Origin of the sequence: Nonomuraea sp. LP-02 (assembly GCF_036289125.1) — a bacterium.
GTDB classification, from domain to species: Bacteria; Actinomycetota; Actinomycetes; order Streptosporangiales; family Streptosporangiaceae; genus Nonomuraea; species Nonomuraea bangladeshensis.
Map to the genome: position 1 here is coordinate 4,096,036 of NZ_JAXCLK010000001.1, position 15,485 is coordinate 4,111,520.

Consider the following 15,485-nt stretch of genomic DNA (forward strand, 5'->3'; position numbering starts at 1 on the left):
CACCTTTGGAGAATCGGGAATGCGCTCCGCACGGAGGCCGACCGAGATACGATGTCGCATGCAATGCGAAAAGCCGGACCTTGGCAGAGGTCCGGCTGATCGCACGCCCGACCGGGGAGCCCCGGCGCGGACATCATTATGAGACAAGCACTCCCGATGATACGCGCATCTTCCCTGGTCGGGCCTCCGTTTACGCAAGTAGGAGGAGTTTGATCTTGAAGAAGCCTATCAAGATCACACTGGAGATTCCCGTGTGGGCGATCCGCCTCGGCGGGGTCGCGCTCTTCGCAGCCGGCCTGGCGGCGCTGGTCAAGTACGGCGGAACGATCTACCTGACCATCGGGGGTGGCCGATAGCTTGAACGTTGAAGGCGGTCGTCCCGGGTTGTGCGGGGCGGCCGCCTTTGACGGTGTAGATACGTTCTGCCCTGTCTGGTCGACGCCCATCCGGCTCGGTGGGAGCTGGGTGAGGTGAAGCCGGAACGGCTTGCCGTCGAGGATGACGGTCACCTTGGGCCGGTCGTCCTGGTGCATCTGGATCGGCTGCTCGAAGAACGCCGCATGACGGTGGTCGAGCTGGCCGACAAGGTCGGCATCACCAACGTGAACCTGTCGATACTCAAGAACAACCGCGCCAAGGCCATCCGGTTCTCGACGCTGAGCAAGATCTGCGAGGTGCTCGGCTGCCAGCCCGGCGACCTGCTGTCCTTCAGGCCCCGCTCCTCGGACTGATCGCGTACGGCCCCGTGCGGTACGGCCGGGGCCGTATGCGGCGGTCAGACCTTGTTGGGGAGGGCGCCGCCGTAGCGGCGGTCGCGCTTGGCGTAGATCTCGCACGCCTCCCACAGGTCGCGCCGGTCGAAGTCGGGCCAGAGCCGGTCGAGGAAGACCATCTCGGCGTAGGCCGACTGCCACAGCAGGAAGTTCGAGAAGCGCTGCTCGCCCGACGAGCGCACGAACAGGTCGACCGCGGGGATCTCCGGCTCGTCGAGGTAGCGGGCGAAGACCTTCTCGTCCACCTTGCCGGGTTTGACCCGGCCGGCCGCGATGTCCTGGGCCAATTTGAGCGCCGCCTCGACGATTTCGGCCTGCCCGCCGTAATTGACGCAGAACTGCAATGTGAGCTTGCGGTTGCCGACCGTCATCTCCTCGGCGGTCTGCAGCTCGGAGATCACGCTCTTCCAGAGCCGGCCCGGCCGGCCCGCCCAGCGCACGCGCACGCCCATGGCGTTGAGCTCGTCGCGCCGCCGCCTGATCACGTCGCGGTTGAAGCCCATGAGGAAGCGGACCTCGTCGGGCGAGCGCTTCCAGTTCTCGGTGGAGAAGGCGTACGCGCTGAGGTAGGGAATGCCCAGCTCCAGCGCCCCCTCGATGACGTCGAACAGGGAGGATTCGCCCGCCTTGTGCCCCTCGGTGCGCGGCAGGCCGCGTGCCTTGGCCCAGCGGCCGTTGCCGTCCATGACGATGGCCACGTGCCGGGGCACCAGCTCTCGCGGGATCGGCGGCGGCGTGGCGCCGGACGGATGGGGGGTCGGAGGACGGACGTTCACACTGGCTCCCTTTCGACGTGTCGGAGAGAGCGTATTCCGTGTTCGAGGTGCCATTGCAGGTATGCGGCGACCAGCCCGCTGCATTCGTTGCGGTGGCGCGAGTCGGAGGCGTCGGCGGTGGCCCAGTCGCCGCGCAGCAGGGCCGCCATGAGCCCGATCGTCTCCCCGGCGGGGACCGCCGCACCGGGCGGGCGGCACGTCCCGCACACCACCCCGCCTGCGACGATGGCGAACGCCCTGATCGCCGGGGTCTGGCAGCGGGCGCACGCCTCCAGGGCGGGCGCGTAGCCGGCGACCGCCAGCGAGCGCAGGAAGTAGGCGTCGAGCACCAGCCGGGGCTCATGGGTGCGCTCGGCGAGCGTGCGGAGCCCGCCCACGAGCAGCAGGAACTGCCGCAGCGCCGGCTCCTTCTCCCCGTGCGTCAGCCGGTCGGCGGTCTCCAGCATGGCGCTGCCCGCGGTGTAGCGCGGGTAGTCGGCGGCCAGCGCCTCGCCGTAGGGCCTGAGCGTCTCGGCCTGGGTGACGACGTCGAGCGTGCGGCCGGTGTGAAGCTGCAGGTCGACGTGGGTGAACGGCTCCAGCCTGGCCCCGAAGCGCGAGGTGGTCCTGCGCACGCCCTTGGCGACGGCGCGGATCTTGCCGGTGCGCTTGGCCAGGACCGTGACGATGCGGTCGGCCTCGCCGAGCTTCTGCGTACGCAGAACCACGCCTTCGTCACGATAGAGACTCACTCCGACATCTTATGGCCACCCTGTGTGCCGAAGGGTCGGGCGTTACGGGCATGCTCGGATGACGCGACTTTGCGTGACTCTCACTAGACTTTGACGCCTGTCCCCGCATTACCCGTTGTTCAACCCCCCGCTACCGCCTCGAAAGGGAGTCATGACCCGCGTGGTCCTGCTGGGCGCCTCGCCCGGCCCCGACACCTCTCCGACCGGCCTGAGGCTGGCCGCGCTGCCCGGCAATCCCACCGTGGCCGAGCGGCTGCGTGGCCAGTTGGCTTCTTACGACCCGCGGCCCGCCACCATCGCCGCCGGCGACGTGGCCGCCGCCCTGCGCGCGCTGGCCGAGGTCGCCGAGTCGGCAACGGAGAGCCTGCTCATCATCCCCGAGAACTCGGTCGTCCACGACGAGCTGATCTACCAGATCACCAAGACCAAGCGCGGTGCGCTGGCGCTCGTCGCCAAGGAGCCGCGAGCGGGCAGCACGGACGAGGAGGCTCCGGAGGACCCCGCCGAGGCCGAGTCCGAGCTCGTCCCCATCGACGAGGCCGATCCCGAGATCGGACTCAACCGGCTTGAGGGGCTGCCGGTCCGCGCCCGCATCGGCAAGTCACGGGTGGTCTCGGTCGGCACCGCGACCCATGCCGTGACCCGTCCCAACGGCGCACTGCTCGGCCCGCTGCACGTCAGCGCGCGCAACGCGCCGGTGCTCGCGGAGACCTGCCGCGAGCTCGCCGCCCTGGCCCACACCTTCGGCCCCGACGACGACCTGGTGCAGCTCGTCGTGTTCGGCCTGGTGCGCAACGGCGTGTCGGTCGGCATCCGGGGCCGCCGCGACCTCTTCTACCGCCGGGTCACCACCCAGGAAGAGGTCAACGAGGCCGGCCCCGAGATGGCCGCCATGGACGAGGACCGCGCCCGGCTCAACAACGCGGTCAAGGGCGCCGACGGCTTCTTCACCACCTACTTCGTCTCCACCTACTCCCGCTTCATCGCCCGCTGGGCGGCCCGGCGGGGGCTGACGCCCAACCAGGTCACGCTGATCTCGATCGCGCTGGGCGTGGCCGCGGCCGCCTGCTTCGCCACGGGCGACCGGCCGTGGATGGTGCTGGGCGGGGTGCTGATCTACTTCGCGTTCGTCTTCGACTGCGTCGACGGCCAGGTGGCCCGGTACGCCCGCAAGTTCGGCGTCCTCGGCGCGTGGCTGGACGCCACGTTCGACCGGTTCAAGGAATACGTGGTCTTCGCCGGCCTCGCCCTCGGCTACGTGATCGCGGGCAACGGCGAGGACATCTGGATCCTCGCGCTGGCCGCGCTGGGCCTGCAGTCCATACGCCACCTGCTCGACTTCTCCTTCGGCGCGGCCAACCGCCGCAAGCCGCCCGCCAAGCTGCCCACGCTGGCGCTCGACGCCCCCGACGACCGCGAGCTGCGTGCCGCGCTGTCGCGCCGCCGGGAAGAGCGCAGCCAGGGCCTGCGGGGCGTGCTCAAGATGTGGACCAAGGCCGGCAGGTTCCGGGCCGTCCACTGGGCGCGCAAGATGATTGTTTTCCCCATCGGTGAGCGGTTCGCGGCCATCGCGATCACCGCCGCCCTCTTCGACGCCCGGATCACCTTCCTGACGCTGGTGATCTGGGGCTCCGTCGCCGCCGCCTACTCCCTCACCGGACGCCTCATGAGGTCGCTCGTATGATCACCCAACCGCAGGCCATGGCCACCCCCACGCCGGACCCCGACGAGGAGCGCCGGCGCATCCAGACCGCCCGCCTGCTCGCCTACCGCGACGACGGCCCGCTCGTCCAGGCGCTGGCGCCCCGGCTGGGGCGAGGCCTGCCGCCCGTGCCGGCCGCGCTCGTCGCGCTGCTCGCCGTGGCCGGGGTCACGGTCGCCGGGCTGCCGGAGTCCGGCCCCATGCTGCTCGTGCCCGTCGCCATCGCCCTGCTGCTCATCCTGCCGACGGCGCCGCGTGACCACCTGGGCCGCCTCGACTGGCTGACGCCGCCGCTGCTGCGCGGCACCGAGTTCCTGGCCACGATCGCGATCGGCCTGGCCGCCGACGCGCCGAAGTGGCTGCTGTTCGTGCTGGTGTACGTGGTGGGTTACCACACCTACGACACCGTCTACCGGACGCGGCAGAGCATCTGGCCGCCCGCCTGGGTGTTCCGTGCGGGCCTCGGCTGGGAGCTGCGGCTGCTCATCATCGGTGTGGGCGCGGCGGCCGGTTTCCTGACGCCCGTGCTGGCGGTGCTGACGGCCTACCTGTTCGTGCTGTTCGCGGTGGAGAGCGTGACGAGCTGGGTGCGTCTCGACAAGGCGAGCGCGCAGGCGGGGGCCGACGCCGAGCAGGACCTGGAGGCGTCCCCCGAGGAGGCCATGGAGCAGGCCACCGGCGAGGCCGAGAAGGCCTGACTCCTGTTGTCGTTCCGGACGGCGCCGCCCCCTGGGGGCGGCGCCGTCCGTTTTGTGTGGGTACGTGACCAGCCCAGATCGGAGAGCGCTCTCACCGCCTGCTTGACGGGAAGTGAGCCGTGTGCTCAGATCATCCCAGAGAGCGCTCTCTGGCTTCCCCGCCTCCCCGCACCCCCTAGGAGAGACGCGCTATGACAACCACAGCAAGCAGGCCGCGGCGCCGCCTGGCGCCCGTGGCCACGGTGCTCACCGCGCTGGTCGCGCTCACCGGTCTCCTGGTCAACGCCGCGGTCAGCGCCTCCGCCGCCGTACCGGCCACCCCCTCGGGCTGGTCGCTCGTCTGGTCCGACGACTTCAACGGCTCCGCGGGCACCCTCCCGTCCTCCAGCAACTGGATCATCGACACCGGCCACGCCTACCCCGGCGGCCCGGCCAACTGGGGCACCGGCGAGATTCAGAACTACACCTCCAGCACCTCCAACCTCAGCCTCGACGGCTCGGGCAACCTGCGCATCACGCCCCTCCGCAGCAGCTCGGGCGAGTGGACCTCGGCCCGCATCGAGACCCGGCGCGCCGACTTCAAGCCCGCCGACGGCCGGATCCTGCGCATCGAGTCCCGCCTCCAGATGCCGAACGTCACTGGCGACGCCGCCCTCGGCTACTGGCCGGCGTTCTGGGCGCTCGGCGCGCCCTACCGGGGCAACTACTGGAACTGGCCGGCGATCGGCGAGTTCGACATCATGGAGAACGTCAACGGCATCAACTCCGTCTGGGGCGTCCTGCACTGCGGCGTCAACCCGGGCGGGCCGTGCAACGAGACCACCGGCCTCGGCGCCAGCCGCGCCTGCCCCGGCTCCACCTGCCAGTCGGCCTTCCACACCTTCCGCTTCGAGTGGGACCGGAGCGTGAGCCCCAACCAGCTCCGCTGGTACGTCGACGGCCAGCAGTTCCACGGCGTCAACCAGTCCCAGTTCGACGCCACGACCTGGGCCAACATGACCGGCCACGCCGGCTACTTCCTGCTGCTGAACGTGGCGATGGGCGGCGCGTTCCCCAACGCCCTCGGCGGCCAGACCCCGACCGCGGCGACCGTGCCCGGCCGTCCCATGGTCGTCGACTACGTGGCCGTGTGGCAGAGCGGCACCGGCAGCACGCCGACCCCGACCATCACCCCGACCTCACCGGGCGGCGTGGACGCCCGCTCCACCATCCAGGCCGAGCGCTACCAGGCGCAGTCGGGCACGATCGTCGAGACCACCACCGACAGCGGCGGCGGCCAGAACGTCGGCGCGATCGGCAACGGCGACTGGCTCCGCTACGACGGCGTGAACTTCGGCTCCACGGCGGCCACCCAGTTCAAGGCCAGGGTGGCGTCGGGCGCGGCGGCCGGCGTCAGCGGCCTGGTGCAGGTACGCCTCGACAGCCCGACGGCCACCCCCATCGGCGACTTCGCGCTCGCGAACACCGGCGGCTGGCAGAGCTGGCGCACCGTCCCGGCCAACATCTCCGGGGTGACCGGCACGCACACGGTGTACCTGACCTTCAGCAGCGGCCAGCCCGCCGACTTCGTCAACGTCAACTGGTTCACCTTCTCCACCTCCTGACCGGCGGCCGCGCCCGCGCAGGGGGGCCCGCGCGGGCGCGGCATCCGTCCATCTGGGCAACAATGGGGCGATGAGCGAACTGCCGGTCATCGACATCGCGCCCCTGTTCGGCGCGGACGAGGCGGGCAAGGCCGCCGTCGCCGCCGCCATCGGCGCCGCCTGCCGGGACAACGGCTTCTTCTACGTCGCCGGCCACGGCGTGCCGGCCGGGCTGATCGCCGACCTGGACGCCGCCGCCCGCCGTTTCTTCGCCCTGCCCGAGCCGGTCAAGAACGAGATCGCGATGGACCGGGGCGGCCGGGCCTGGCGCGGCTTCTTCCCCGTGGGCGGCGAGCTGACCTCGGGCCGGCCCGATCTCAAGGAGGGCGTCTACTTCGGCGCGGAGGAGCCGCCCGGCCCGCTGCCGCTGCACGGCCCCAACCTGTTCCCCGCGCAGGTGCCGGAGCTGCGCGAGGCGGTGCTGGCGTACCTGGACCGGATGACCGGGGTGGCGCAGACGGTGATGTCCGGCGTGGCGCTCAGCCTGGGGCTGGCGGAGGACTACTTCCGCACCGGCTACACGGCCGACCCGACGATCCTGTTCCGCGTCTTCCACTACCCGCCCGCCCCGCCGGACCCGGAGAGCTGGGGCGTCGGCGAGCACACCGACTACGGCCTGCTCACGCTGCTCCTGCAGGACGCCAACGGCGGCCTCCAGGTCCGCACCCGGGACGGCTGGATCGAGGCGCCGCCGCTGGAGGGCACGTTCGTGTGCAACATCGGCGACATGCTCGACAAGCTGACCGGCGGCCACTACCGCTCGACCCCGCACCGGGTGCGCAACCTCAGCGGGAACGAGCGGCTCAGCTTCCCGTTCTTCTTCGACCCCGGCTGGGACAGCGAGGTGCCGCCGCTCCCCTACGCGCCCGGCCACCGCTGGGACGGCCAGGTGGACTTCACCGGCACGTACGGGGAGTACCTGCTGGCGAAGGTCTCCAAGGTCTTCCCCCGCCTGTTCCAGACCCTCGACGAGCCACCCAGTTAGACAGCACTGCTAGGCCGACTCCCGCACGACCAGCCGCACAGGCAGCACCACCGACTCGGTGTGGCGGCCCTCCAGCCGCGACAGCAGCAGCCGGGCCAGCGCCAGCGCCTGCTCGGCCACCGGCACCCTGATCGTGGTGAGCCCGGGGACGACCGCCGAGGCGGCGTCCACGTCGTCGAAGCCCACGACCGCCAGATCCTCGGGCACCCGCCGCCCGGCCTCCCGCGCCGCCTGCAGCGCACCGAGCGCGAGCTGGTCGGTGGCGGCGAAGACCGCGTCGAGCGCGGGCTCGTCGCCGAGGAGCCGGCGGGTGGCCGCTGCCCCGGAGGAGCGGGTGAGCTCGGCGGGCGCGAGCAGCGGCTGCCGGCCGGCCCGGCGCATCGCGTCGCGGTGGCCGGCCAGGCGGTCCTGCATGGCGATCAGGTCCAGGGGGCCGCAGACCATGCCGATCCGGCTCCGGCCGCCGGTCAGCAGGTGCTCGGTGGCGGCCGCGGCGCCGCCGGTGTTGTCGACGTCCACGTACGGCACCAGCGAGGCGATCGCGGGCTTGCCCAGCAGCACGACCGGCACGCCGGTGCGCGAGAGCCGCTCGGCCAGGGTGTCGCCGCGGTCGGGCGGCAGCAGCACGACGCCGTCCACCAGCCGGGCCTCGACGTGCTGGACGATGCGCCGGTGGCTCTCGGCGGTGTCGGCCAGCATGAGCGTGATCTGCTTGCCGGCGCCTTCCAGCACGCTGGTGACGTACTGGACGACGGCGGCGGTGAGCTGGTCGCCGCCCTGGCGCGGCACGGACAGCACCAGCGCGACGGAGTTCGTGCTGCGGGTGACGAGGCTGCGGGCGGCGGCGTTGGGCACGTACCCGAGCTCCTTGATCGCCAGCAGCACCGTCTCGCGGACCTCGGGGCGGACGGACGCCTCGCCGTTGACCACCCGGGAGACGGTGGCACGGGAGACGCCGGCGCGGGCGGCCACGGTCTCCAGGGTGGGGCGCTTCGGGCGCGACTCCAGCAGGCCGTTACGCCGGATGACGTCGCGGTACCAGAGCGCGCTGTCCTTCATCCGCCGCCGCTGGGTGGCGAAGTCGACGTGCACGAGGCCGAACTTACGCCGGTAGCCGTCGGCCCATTCGAGGTTGTCCAGCAGCGTCCAGACGAGGTAGCCGCGCACCGGCACGCCCTCCTGGACGGCCACGCGCACGGCGCGCAAATGCTCCTCGATGAAGCTGATGCGCTCGACGTCGTGGATGCCGTCACCGGTGACGACGTCGACGAAGTCGGCGCCGTTCTCGGTGACCATCAGCTCGGTGCCGGGGAACTCGGCGGCGAGGCGGCGCAGCACGAGCGACAGGCAGCCGGGGACGATGGGCCAGCCCATGGCGGTGACCGCCGTGGGAACGGTGCAGAACAGCACGCCCTCGCTGCCCGGATAGGTGGGGTCGGCGGGCTCGCTGGGCTGGGCCTGCACCACGAGCGGGGTGTAGTAGTTGACGCCGAGCAGGTCGATCGGCTGGGAGATCAGCTCCAGGTCGCCGTCGCGCACGTGGCCGAGCCCGGCCGTGCGCTCGACGATGGGCAGCAGCTCGGCGGGATAGGCGCCGCGCAGCATCGGGTCCAGGAACTGCCGGTTGACCAGGGCGTCGATGCGGGCCACCGCCTCGGCGTCCTCCTCCGACAGGGGCCGGCCGGGGTCGCCGACCTGGCCCGGGGTCAGCACCGGCGAGATGTTGAGCACGCCGCCGGCCTTCGCCGCCCCGGCCGCGCGCAGGGCCTGGACGCCGAGCCCGTGCGCGAGCAGCAGGTGGTGGGCGGCGCGGAAGGCGTCGGCGGGCGAGGTGCGGCCGGGGGCGTGGATGCCGGAGCCGTAGCCGAGGAAGGCCGCGACCCAGGGCTCGTTGACGGTGAACCAGGTGTCCACGCGGTCCCCTAACCGCGCGCCGACGACCGCCGCGTAGTCGGCGAAGCGGTGCGCGGTCTCGCGCTCCGGCCAGCCTCCCGCGTCCTCCAGCACCTGCGGCAGGTCCCAGTGGTAGAGGGTGGCGTACGGCGTGATCCCCGCCTCCAGCAGCGCGTCCAGAAGCCGGTCGTAGAAGTCGAGCCCGGCGTCGTTGGGCTTGCCCGAGCCTTCGGGGAAGACCCGCGCCCAGCTCACCGAGAAGCGGTAGGCGGCGATGCCCAGGTCCTTCATCAGCCGCACGTCTTCGCGGTAGCGGTGGTAGTGGTCGCACGCCTCGGCGCCGTCGGCGGAGAAGGTTTCCCAGATGGACCGGCCGCGCCCGTCTGCCGAGGTCGCCCCCTCGATCTGGTAAGCCGAGGTGGACACTCCCCAGACGAAACCCTCGGGGAAGGCTGCGGTGCTCATTACGGCGGAAACCCTTCGTCATCGATCACGAGGGTCCAGTCTCCCGCGCGCCGCTCGTCGCGCGCCAGCCTGGCCAGGCGGTATACAGGGCGCGTGGAACTGGACCGGCTTGATCGTGACATCATCGCGGCGCTCGTGGACGACGCCCGCGCGACCTACGCGGAGGTGGGGCAGCTCGTGGGCCTCAGCGCCTCGGCGGTCAAGCGGCGGGTCGACCGGCTGCGCGAGAGCGGCGCGATCACCGGGTTCAGCGCCAGGGTGGCGCCGGAGGCGCTCGGCTGGACCACCGAGGCGTACGTCGAGCTGTTCTGCCAGGGCAAGACCAAGCCGTCGGACATCGCGCTGGCCGTCGCCAAGTTCCCCGAGGTGGTGGGGGCGGCCACGATCACCGGCGAGGCGGACGCCTTACTGCACATCAGGGCCACCGACGTGCGCCACGTGGAGCGGGTGATCGAGCGCATCGCGGCGGAGACGTTCGTGGTCCGCACCAAGAGCGCGATCGTGCTGTCACGCCTGGTGGACGCCCCTTCCGGGGTGCTGCGCAACGAAACGCGGCTGATCGGGTGAAACTCGCAACAGACCCGCGCGAGCACGCAATGCCGCCCGCTTGGCCTGCGCAAATGTGATTCCTAGGCTGTGTCCGTCCCCATGTGCCCGCATAAGTGCGACGGAGAAGCCGCATGCCCAAACACTTCCTGATGTGCCGCCCGGACTACTTCACGGTCGAGTACGCCATCAACCCGTGGATGCATCCCGAGGCCGGCGCGGACCGCGAGGTCGCGATCCGGCAGTGGGAGGGCCTGAAAGCGGCCTACGAGGAGCTCGGGCACCGGGTCGACCTCATCGACCCGATCGACGGCCTGCCCGACATGGTCTTCGCCGCCAACGGCGCGCTGGTCGTCGGCGGCCGCGTCTACGGAGCCCGCTTCGCCTTCCCGCAGCGCGGCCCGGAGGGCCCGGCCTACCTGCGGTGGTTCGCCGAGCGCGGCTACCCGGTGCTGGAGCCCGCGCACGTCAACGAGGGCGAGGGCGACTTCCTCACGCTCGACGAGATCGTGCTGGCCGGCACCGGGTTCCGCACGGACGTGGTGGCCCACCGGGAGGCGCAGGAGTTCCTGGGCCGCCCGGTCGTCTCGCTGACCCTGGTGGACCCGCGCTTCTACCACCTCGACACGGCGCTGTTCCCGCTGGACGGCCGCAACGTCGCCTACTACCCGCAGGCGTTCTCGCCCGGCAGCCAGGAGGTGCTGCGCCGGATGTTCCCGGACGCCGTGCTCGCCGGGGCCGAGGACGCCGAGGTGCTGGGCCTCAACGCGGTCAGCGACGGCAGGAACGTGGTGATCAACGCCGAGGCGTCCTCCCTGCAGCTGGAGCTCAAGCGTCGTGGGTACGAGGTGATTCCGGTCGACCTGTCGGAGTTGCGCAAGGCGGGCGGCGGGCCGAAGTGCTGCACACTGGAAATCAGGGGGGAAAACTAACATGACCAGCAGCGCAGAGCTGATCGAGCTGAGCGAGCGCCGCAGCGCGCACAACTATCACCCGCTTCCCGTGGTGGTCCACGAGGCCGAAGGGGCCTGGGTCACCGACGTGGACGGCAAGCGATATCTGGACTGCCTGTCCGGCTACTCGTCGCTCAACTTCGGCCACCGCAACCCGAAGATCATCGAGGCGGCCCAGGAGCAGCTCCAGCGGCTGACCCTGACCAGCCGGGCGTTCTACCACGACCAGTTCGCGCAGTTCTGCGCCGGGCTGGGCGACCTCACGGGCAAGGACCTGATCCTGCCCATGAACACCGGCGCGGAGGCCGTCGAGACCGCCATCAAGGTGGCCCGCAAGTGGGGTTACGACGTCAAGGGCGTCGAGCCCGACCAGGCGAACATCATCGTGATGGAGGACAACTTCCACGGCCGCACCACCACGATCATCAGCTTCTCCACCGATCCTGACGCGCACGACGGCTTCGGGCCGTACACCCCGGGGTTCCGGCTCGTGCCGTACGGGTCGATCGAGGCGATCAGGGCGGCGGTGGACGCCAACACCGTGGCCGTGCTGGTCGAGCCCATCCAGGGCGAGGCCGGGGTGCTGGTGCCGCCGGACGGCTACCTGAGCGACATCCGGGACCTGTGCACCGCCGAGGGCGTCCTGATGATCGCCGATGAGATCCAGTCGGGGCTCGGGCGCACCGGGCAGACGTTCGCCTGCGACCACGAGGGGGTCGTGCCGGACATCTACGTGCTGGGCAAGGCGCTCGGCGGCGGCGTCGTCCCGGTGTCGGCCATTGCCGCGAACCGCGACGTGCTCGGCGTGATCCACCCCGGGCAGCACGGCTCCACCTTCGGCGGCAACCCGCTCGCCTGCGCGGTCGCCAACGCCGTCATCGAGATCCTCGGCACCGGTGAGTTCCAGGCCAGGGCCGCCAAGCTCGGCGAGGTGCTGCACACCCGGCTGCGCGAGCTGGTCGGCAAGGGCGTGGTCGAGGTACGCGGGCGCGGCCTCTGGGCCGGCGTGGACATCGACCCCGACCTCGCCACCGGGCGCGAGGTGTCGAAGGCGCTGATGAAGCGGGGCGTGCTGGCCAAGGACACGCACGGCTCCACGATCCGGCTGGCCCCGCCCATCGTGATCAGCGAGGACGACCTGGTCTGGGCGGTGGACCAGCTCGCCGACGCCGTCTACGAGTTCAGAAACAAGGGTTAAAAGGCGCACCCTGCGCCGGCGGCTCAGCGCAGCCGCACCGAGTCGATCCGGCGCAGGGTGTCGTTGCGGGATTCGTACCAGCTCACCTCGTCGGGGAGGGTGAGCGTGGCGATGGCGTTCTGGAAGAACGGCCCCTTGGTGATCCGCCAGCGGAACGGCGGCCGCCGGACGCCCGCCAGGCGGGCCAGCAGGCCGCCCACCAGCGTGGCGACCGAGAACTGCGTGACCACGTTGGCCCAGCGCAGCAGGCGGCTCAGCGGGTTGCGGATGGGCGAGCAGACGATCTGGAAGATCTGCCCCTTGTTGGTCCTCGCGAGGTAGGAGTAGTGGACGTCGCCGGAGAGGATCATGACCGGCTTGCCGGTCTTGATCAGCAGCCTGGCGAGGTCCTCGAACGAGCGGCGGAACGCCGCCCAGTGCTCCAGGTCGATCGCCTGCCTGAACCGCTCCGACCACTCCCGCACCCGGGACCCCCACTTGCCGTCGGCGAGGGCCTCGTTCCAGTTCTGAACGCCGTGGACGCCCTCGGGCAGCAGGAACGGGATCGACGAGCCGATGATCAGGCGCTCGGCCGGCGCGGCGAGCTGCTCCTCCAGCCAGGCCCACTCGTCGGGGTCGAGCATGCGCCGGTCGCCGGGGGTGAGCTGCCGGGCGCACCGGGTGTCGACCATGATCAGCCGGGCGCCGCCGAGCTCGCGCGCGTAGCTCCAGCGGTTGCTGCTCGGCTCGGCGTCGGCCTTCTCGGCGAAGGCGTCGAGCTCGGCGGCGCCGTCACGGCCGCCGAGGTCAAGCAGCGTGCGCATGAGCGGGTCGGCGGCCCGCTCGGCGGGCGAGAGGTTGCCGAGGTGCTGGTAGACCCAGTAGGCCCCGAGCCCGGCGACCACCCGCCGCTGCCACCAGGTGGTGCGGGCCATCTGCTCGCGCCAGGGCTGGGAGGTGTTCCAGTCGTCGCGCAGGTCGTGGTCGTCGAAGATCATCGCGGTCGGCACGGTGGACAGCAGCCACTGGATGTCGGGCTCGGTCCAGGCCTGGCGGTAGAGCTCGGCGTATTCCTCGAAGTCGGCGATCTCGTCCTGCGGCGCGGTGTCACGGCGGGCCCGGATGAAGGCCAGGATGTCCTGGGAGGGGGCGTCGGCGTAGACCTGGTCGCCGATGAGCAGCAGCAGGTCGGGCCACTCCTCGTCGGGCGCCTCGTAGAGCCGGCGGCCGTAGGAGCGCAGCACGTCCTCGCCGTGGACGCGCACGGTGGCGGGGTCGTGCGGCACGCTGGTGCGGCACGAGCCGAACGCCAGCCGCCGGGCCCCGCTCTCGGGCGTCAGCCGGATCCGGCTCGGCGGGCGACCCGCCAGCGGCCATACGCGCTCCCCGTCGAGGGTGACGGAATACGACGGGATATCCTGGGTGAGCTCGACGAGATCCACGATCGCATAGTGGTGTCCGTGCACGGTGAAGGTAGGCGACCGGTAAGTCCTGCCCTCCGCCTCGATGGCGACCGTGCAGGGTTCGGCGGTCTCCACCCAGATCGAGGCGCTATGGGAATCGACGTGTCTGAGCATCGGCCCCACCACGAGTGCGGGCATCCGACCCTCCGTTTCGATGTTTCGGCACATTGTCGCAGCCCAGCCTGCCAGAGTGGCAGGGTCACGGCATCTCGATCATCGGCTTGGATTTCTACCAACGACTAGGCAAGCTGAAACGCCCCGCCCTAGGATGATCGTGACAACATCGCCCTTTGTGGAAAGCAATGGCGCTTTCCCCGCAAAACGGGCGTAAATACCAGGAGGACACTCTTCCATGAGCATCATGGTGCCGTCAAAGACGCCGGCCCTGATCACCCCGGGCCAGCAGGCCCTCGACTCCGCCCTTCACCAGCTCCACCAGGCCGCCGAGCACCTCGGGCTCGACGACGGACTGCGTACGATGCTGGCGACGCCGCGCCGCTCGCTGACCGTCTCGGTCCCGGTGCGGCGCGAGGACGGACGACTCGACGTCGTGCAGGGCTTCCGCGTCCAGCACAACGTCTCCCGCGGCCCCGCCAAAGGCGGCATCCGCTTTCATCCCGGCACCGACATCCACGAGGTCACCGCGCTCGCGATGTGGATGACCTGGAAGTGCGCGCTGGTCGGCATCCCGTACGGCGGCGCCAAAGGCGGCGTCGCCGTGGACCCGGCCACGCTCACCGTCCGCGAGCAGGAGCGGCTCACCCGCCGCTACGTCAACGAGATCCTGCCGCTGATCGGCCCGGAGAAGGACATCCCCGCGCCCGACGTCGGCACCGACGAGCAGACCATGGCCTGGATCATGGACACCTACAGCGTCAGCGCCGGCTACTCCGTGCCCGGGGTGGTCACCGGCAAGCCGATGACGCTGGGCGGCTCGCTCGGCCGCGCCGGCGCGACCTCGCGCGGCGTGCAGATCGCCACGCTGGCCGCGCTCGGCCGCTCGCCCGAGGGCGTGGGCGTGGCCGTGCAGGGCTTCGGCAAGGTGGGCGCGCTCGCCGCGCAGTACCTCTCCGACGCCGGCTGCAAGGTCGTCGCGGTCTCCGACGTCGGCGGCGCCGTCCACGCGGCCGGCGGCCTCGACGTCTCCCGCCTGCGCGCCCACGCGGCGGAGCACGGAAGCGTGCGCGGCTACCCGCACGCCGACGAGCTGCCGCTCGACGACCTGCTGGAGCTGGACGTCGACGTGCTGGTCCCGGCGGCGCTGGAAGGCGCGATCACCGAGGCCAACGCGCCTCGCGTGCGCGCCCGCCTGATCGTCGAGGGCGCCAACGGGCCGCTCACGCCCGAGGCCGACGAGATCGTGAACGCGAGCGGCGCCACGGTCGTGCCGGACATCCTCGCCAACGCCGGCGGGGTGATCGTCTCCTACCTGGAGTGGGTGCAGAACATGCAGGCCTACTCCTGGAGCTCCGGCGAGGTCGAGCTCAAGCTGCGCGACCTCATGGAGAACGCCTTCGCCGAGGTGCGCTCGCTCGCCGGGGCCCGCGGGCTCACGCTGCGGCAGGCGGCGCACGTCATCGGCGTCGGCCGGGTGGCCGAGGCCCACCAGATGCGCGGCCTCTACCCGTGAGCTGACACCGGGATTCGAAAGGCCCGGCCGCCCTCCGCGGGCGGCCGGGC

Annotated in this window: 14 protein-coding genes; 10 read left to right on the top strand and 4 right to left on the bottom strand. The window is 71.2% G+C overall.

What is annotated here, in order from left to right; genetic code table 11:
* Window positions 1–215: 215 nt before the first annotated feature.
* Complete coding sequence (locus SMD20_RS18945) at window positions 216–356, top strand: hypothetical protein (protein ID WP_329582702.1); 141 nt, start codon at window positions 216–218, stop codon at window positions 354–356.
* A 114-nt stretch (window positions 357–470) separates the two neighbouring features.
* Complete coding sequence (locus SMD20_RS18950) at window positions 471–731, top strand: helix-turn-helix domain-containing protein (protein WP_329582705.1); 261 nt, start codon at window positions 471–473, stop codon at window positions 729–731.
* Window positions 732–775: 44 nt separating this feature from the next.
* Here the strand turns inward: SMD20_RS18950 and SMD20_RS18955 are convergent, their stop codons facing one another.
* Together SMD20_RS18955 and recO are read right to left on the bottom strand one after the other, a co-directional pair.
* The gene (locus SMD20_RS18955; RefSeq protein ID WP_442942487.1) at window positions 776–1,549 is read right to left on the bottom strand and encodes an isoprenyl transferase; all 774 of its coding nucleotides are present in this window, start codon (window positions 1,547–1,549) and stop codon (window positions 776–778) included.
* Window positions 1,546–2,280 (bottom strand): DNA repair protein RecO, encoded by a 735-nt coding sequence (recO, locus tag SMD20_RS18960; RefSeq protein ID WP_329582711.1) that lies wholly within the window; start codon window positions 2,278–2,280, stop codon window positions 1,546–1,548. The genes SMD20_RS18955 and recO overlap by 4 nt, the downstream gene beginning before the upstream one ends.
* Before the next feature lie 151 nt (window positions 2,281–2,431).
* Between recO and SMD20_RS18965 the strand changes: the two genes are divergently transcribed.
* The 4 genes from SMD20_RS18965 (at window position 2,432) to SMD20_RS18980 (ending at window position 7,308) form a co-directional block, all read left to right on the top strand.
* Window positions 2,432–3,964, top strand: a complete 1,533-nt coding sequence (locus SMD20_RS18965; protein WP_329582714.1) for a CDP-alcohol phosphatidyltransferase family protein — start codon at window positions 2,432–2,434, stop codon at window positions 3,962–3,964.
* A complete protein-coding gene (locus SMD20_RS18970) occupies window positions 3,961–4,680 on the top strand; it encodes a DUF5941 domain-containing protein (protein ID WP_329582716.1) in 720 nt (239 codons plus the stop codon). Before SMD20_RS18965 ends, SMD20_RS18970 begins: the two co-directional genes overlap by 4 nt.
* Window positions 4,681–4,871: 191 nt before the next feature.
* Entirely contained in the window at window positions 4,872–6,284 is a 1,413-nt protein-coding gene (locus tag SMD20_RS18975; protein WP_329582720.1) for a glycoside hydrolase family 16 protein, read from the top strand.
* A gap of 70 nt (window positions 6,285–6,354) precedes the next feature.
* A complete protein-coding gene (locus SMD20_RS18980; protein ID WP_329582722.1) occupies window positions 6,355–7,308 on the top strand; it encodes an isopenicillin N synthase family dioxygenase in 954 nt (317 codons plus the stop codon).
* Window positions 7,309–7,317: 9 nt separating this feature from the next.
* Here SMD20_RS18980 and SMD20_RS18985 read toward each other — a convergent pair whose 3' ends face one another.
* On the bottom strand, window positions 7,318–9,666 hold the full coding sequence (locus SMD20_RS18985; protein ID WP_329582725.1) for a GH1 family beta-glucosidase: 2,349 nt from the start codon (window positions 9,664–9,666) through the stop codon (window positions 7,318–7,320).
* 93 nt (window positions 9,667–9,759) lie between these two features.
* Between SMD20_RS18985 and SMD20_RS18990 the strand changes: the two genes are divergently transcribed.
* From SMD20_RS18990 to rocD, 3 genes are all read left to right on the top strand, one after another.
* Window positions 9,760–10,233 carry an Lrp/AsnC family transcriptional regulator gene (locus SMD20_RS18990; protein ID WP_329582728.1) on the top strand — a complete coding sequence of 158 codons (474 nt, stop codon included), beginning with the start codon at window positions 9,760–9,762 and terminating at the stop codon, window positions 10,231–10,233.
* A 113-nt stretch (window positions 10,234–10,346) separates the two neighbouring features.
* Window positions 10,347–11,144 (top strand): dimethylargininase, encoded by a 798-nt coding sequence (gene ddaH, locus SMD20_RS18995; RefSeq protein WP_329582730.1) that lies wholly within the window; start codon window positions 10,347–10,349, stop codon window positions 11,142–11,144.
* Window position 11,145: 1 nt separating this feature from the next.
* Window positions 11,146–12,363: an ornithine--oxo-acid transaminase gene (gene rocD, locus SMD20_RS19000; protein ID WP_329582733.1), complete on the top strand. Its 1,218-nt coding sequence runs from the start codon at window positions 11,146–11,148 to the stop codon at window positions 12,361–12,363.
* A 23-nt stretch (window positions 12,364–12,386) separates the two neighbouring features.
* On the opposite strand, the gene SMD20_RS19005 is transcribed toward rocD, so the two are convergent.
* Window positions 12,387–13,943: an alkaline phosphatase D family protein gene (locus tag SMD20_RS19005; protein WP_329582735.1), complete on the bottom strand. Its 1,557-nt coding sequence runs from the start codon at window positions 13,941–13,943 to the stop codon at window positions 12,387–12,389.
* A gap of 214 nt (window positions 13,944–14,157) precedes the next feature.
* Between SMD20_RS19005 and SMD20_RS19010 the strand changes: the two genes are divergently transcribed.
* Entirely contained in the window at window positions 14,158–15,435 is a 1,278-nt protein-coding gene (locus SMD20_RS19010; RefSeq protein WP_329582738.1) for a Glu/Leu/Phe/Val family dehydrogenase, read from the top strand.
* Window positions 15,436–15,485 lie beyond the last annotated feature (50 nt).

Coding starts and splice junctions, on each gene's coding strand:
- SMD20_RS18965 (WP_329582714.1), top strand. CDS start 2,432: ATGACCCGCGTGGTCCTGCTGGGCGCCTCGCCCGGCCCCGACACCTCT.
- SMD20_RS18970 (WP_329582716.1), top strand. CDS start 3,961: ATGATCACCCAACCGCAGGCCATGGCCACCCCCACGCCGGACCCCGAC.
- SMD20_RS18975 (WP_329582720.1), top strand. CDS start 4,872: ATGACAACCACAGCAAGCAGGCCGCGGCGCCGCCTGGCGCCCGTGGCC.
- SMD20_RS18980 (WP_329582722.1), top strand. CDS start 6,355: ATGAGCGAACTGCCGGTCATCGACATCGCGCCCCTGTTCGGCGCGGAC.
- SMD20_RS18985 (WP_329582725.1), bottom strand. CDS start 9,666: ATGAGCACCGCAGCCTTCCCCGAGGGTTTCGTCTGGGGAGTGTCCACC.
- ddaH (WP_329582730.1), top strand. CDS start 10,347: ATGCCCAAACACTTCCTGATGTGCCGCCCGGACTACTTCACGGTCGAG.
- rocD (WP_329582733.1), top strand. CDS start 11,146: ATGACCAGCAGCGCAGAGCTGATCGAGCTGAGCGAGCGCCGCAGCGCG.
- SMD20_RS19005 (WP_329582735.1), bottom strand. CDS start 13,943: ATGCCCGCACTCGTGGTGGGGCCGATGCTCAGACACGTCGATTCCCAT.
- SMD20_RS19010 (WP_329582738.1), top strand. CDS start 14,158: ATGAGCATCATGGTGCCGTCAAAGACGCCGGCCCTGATCACCCCGGGC.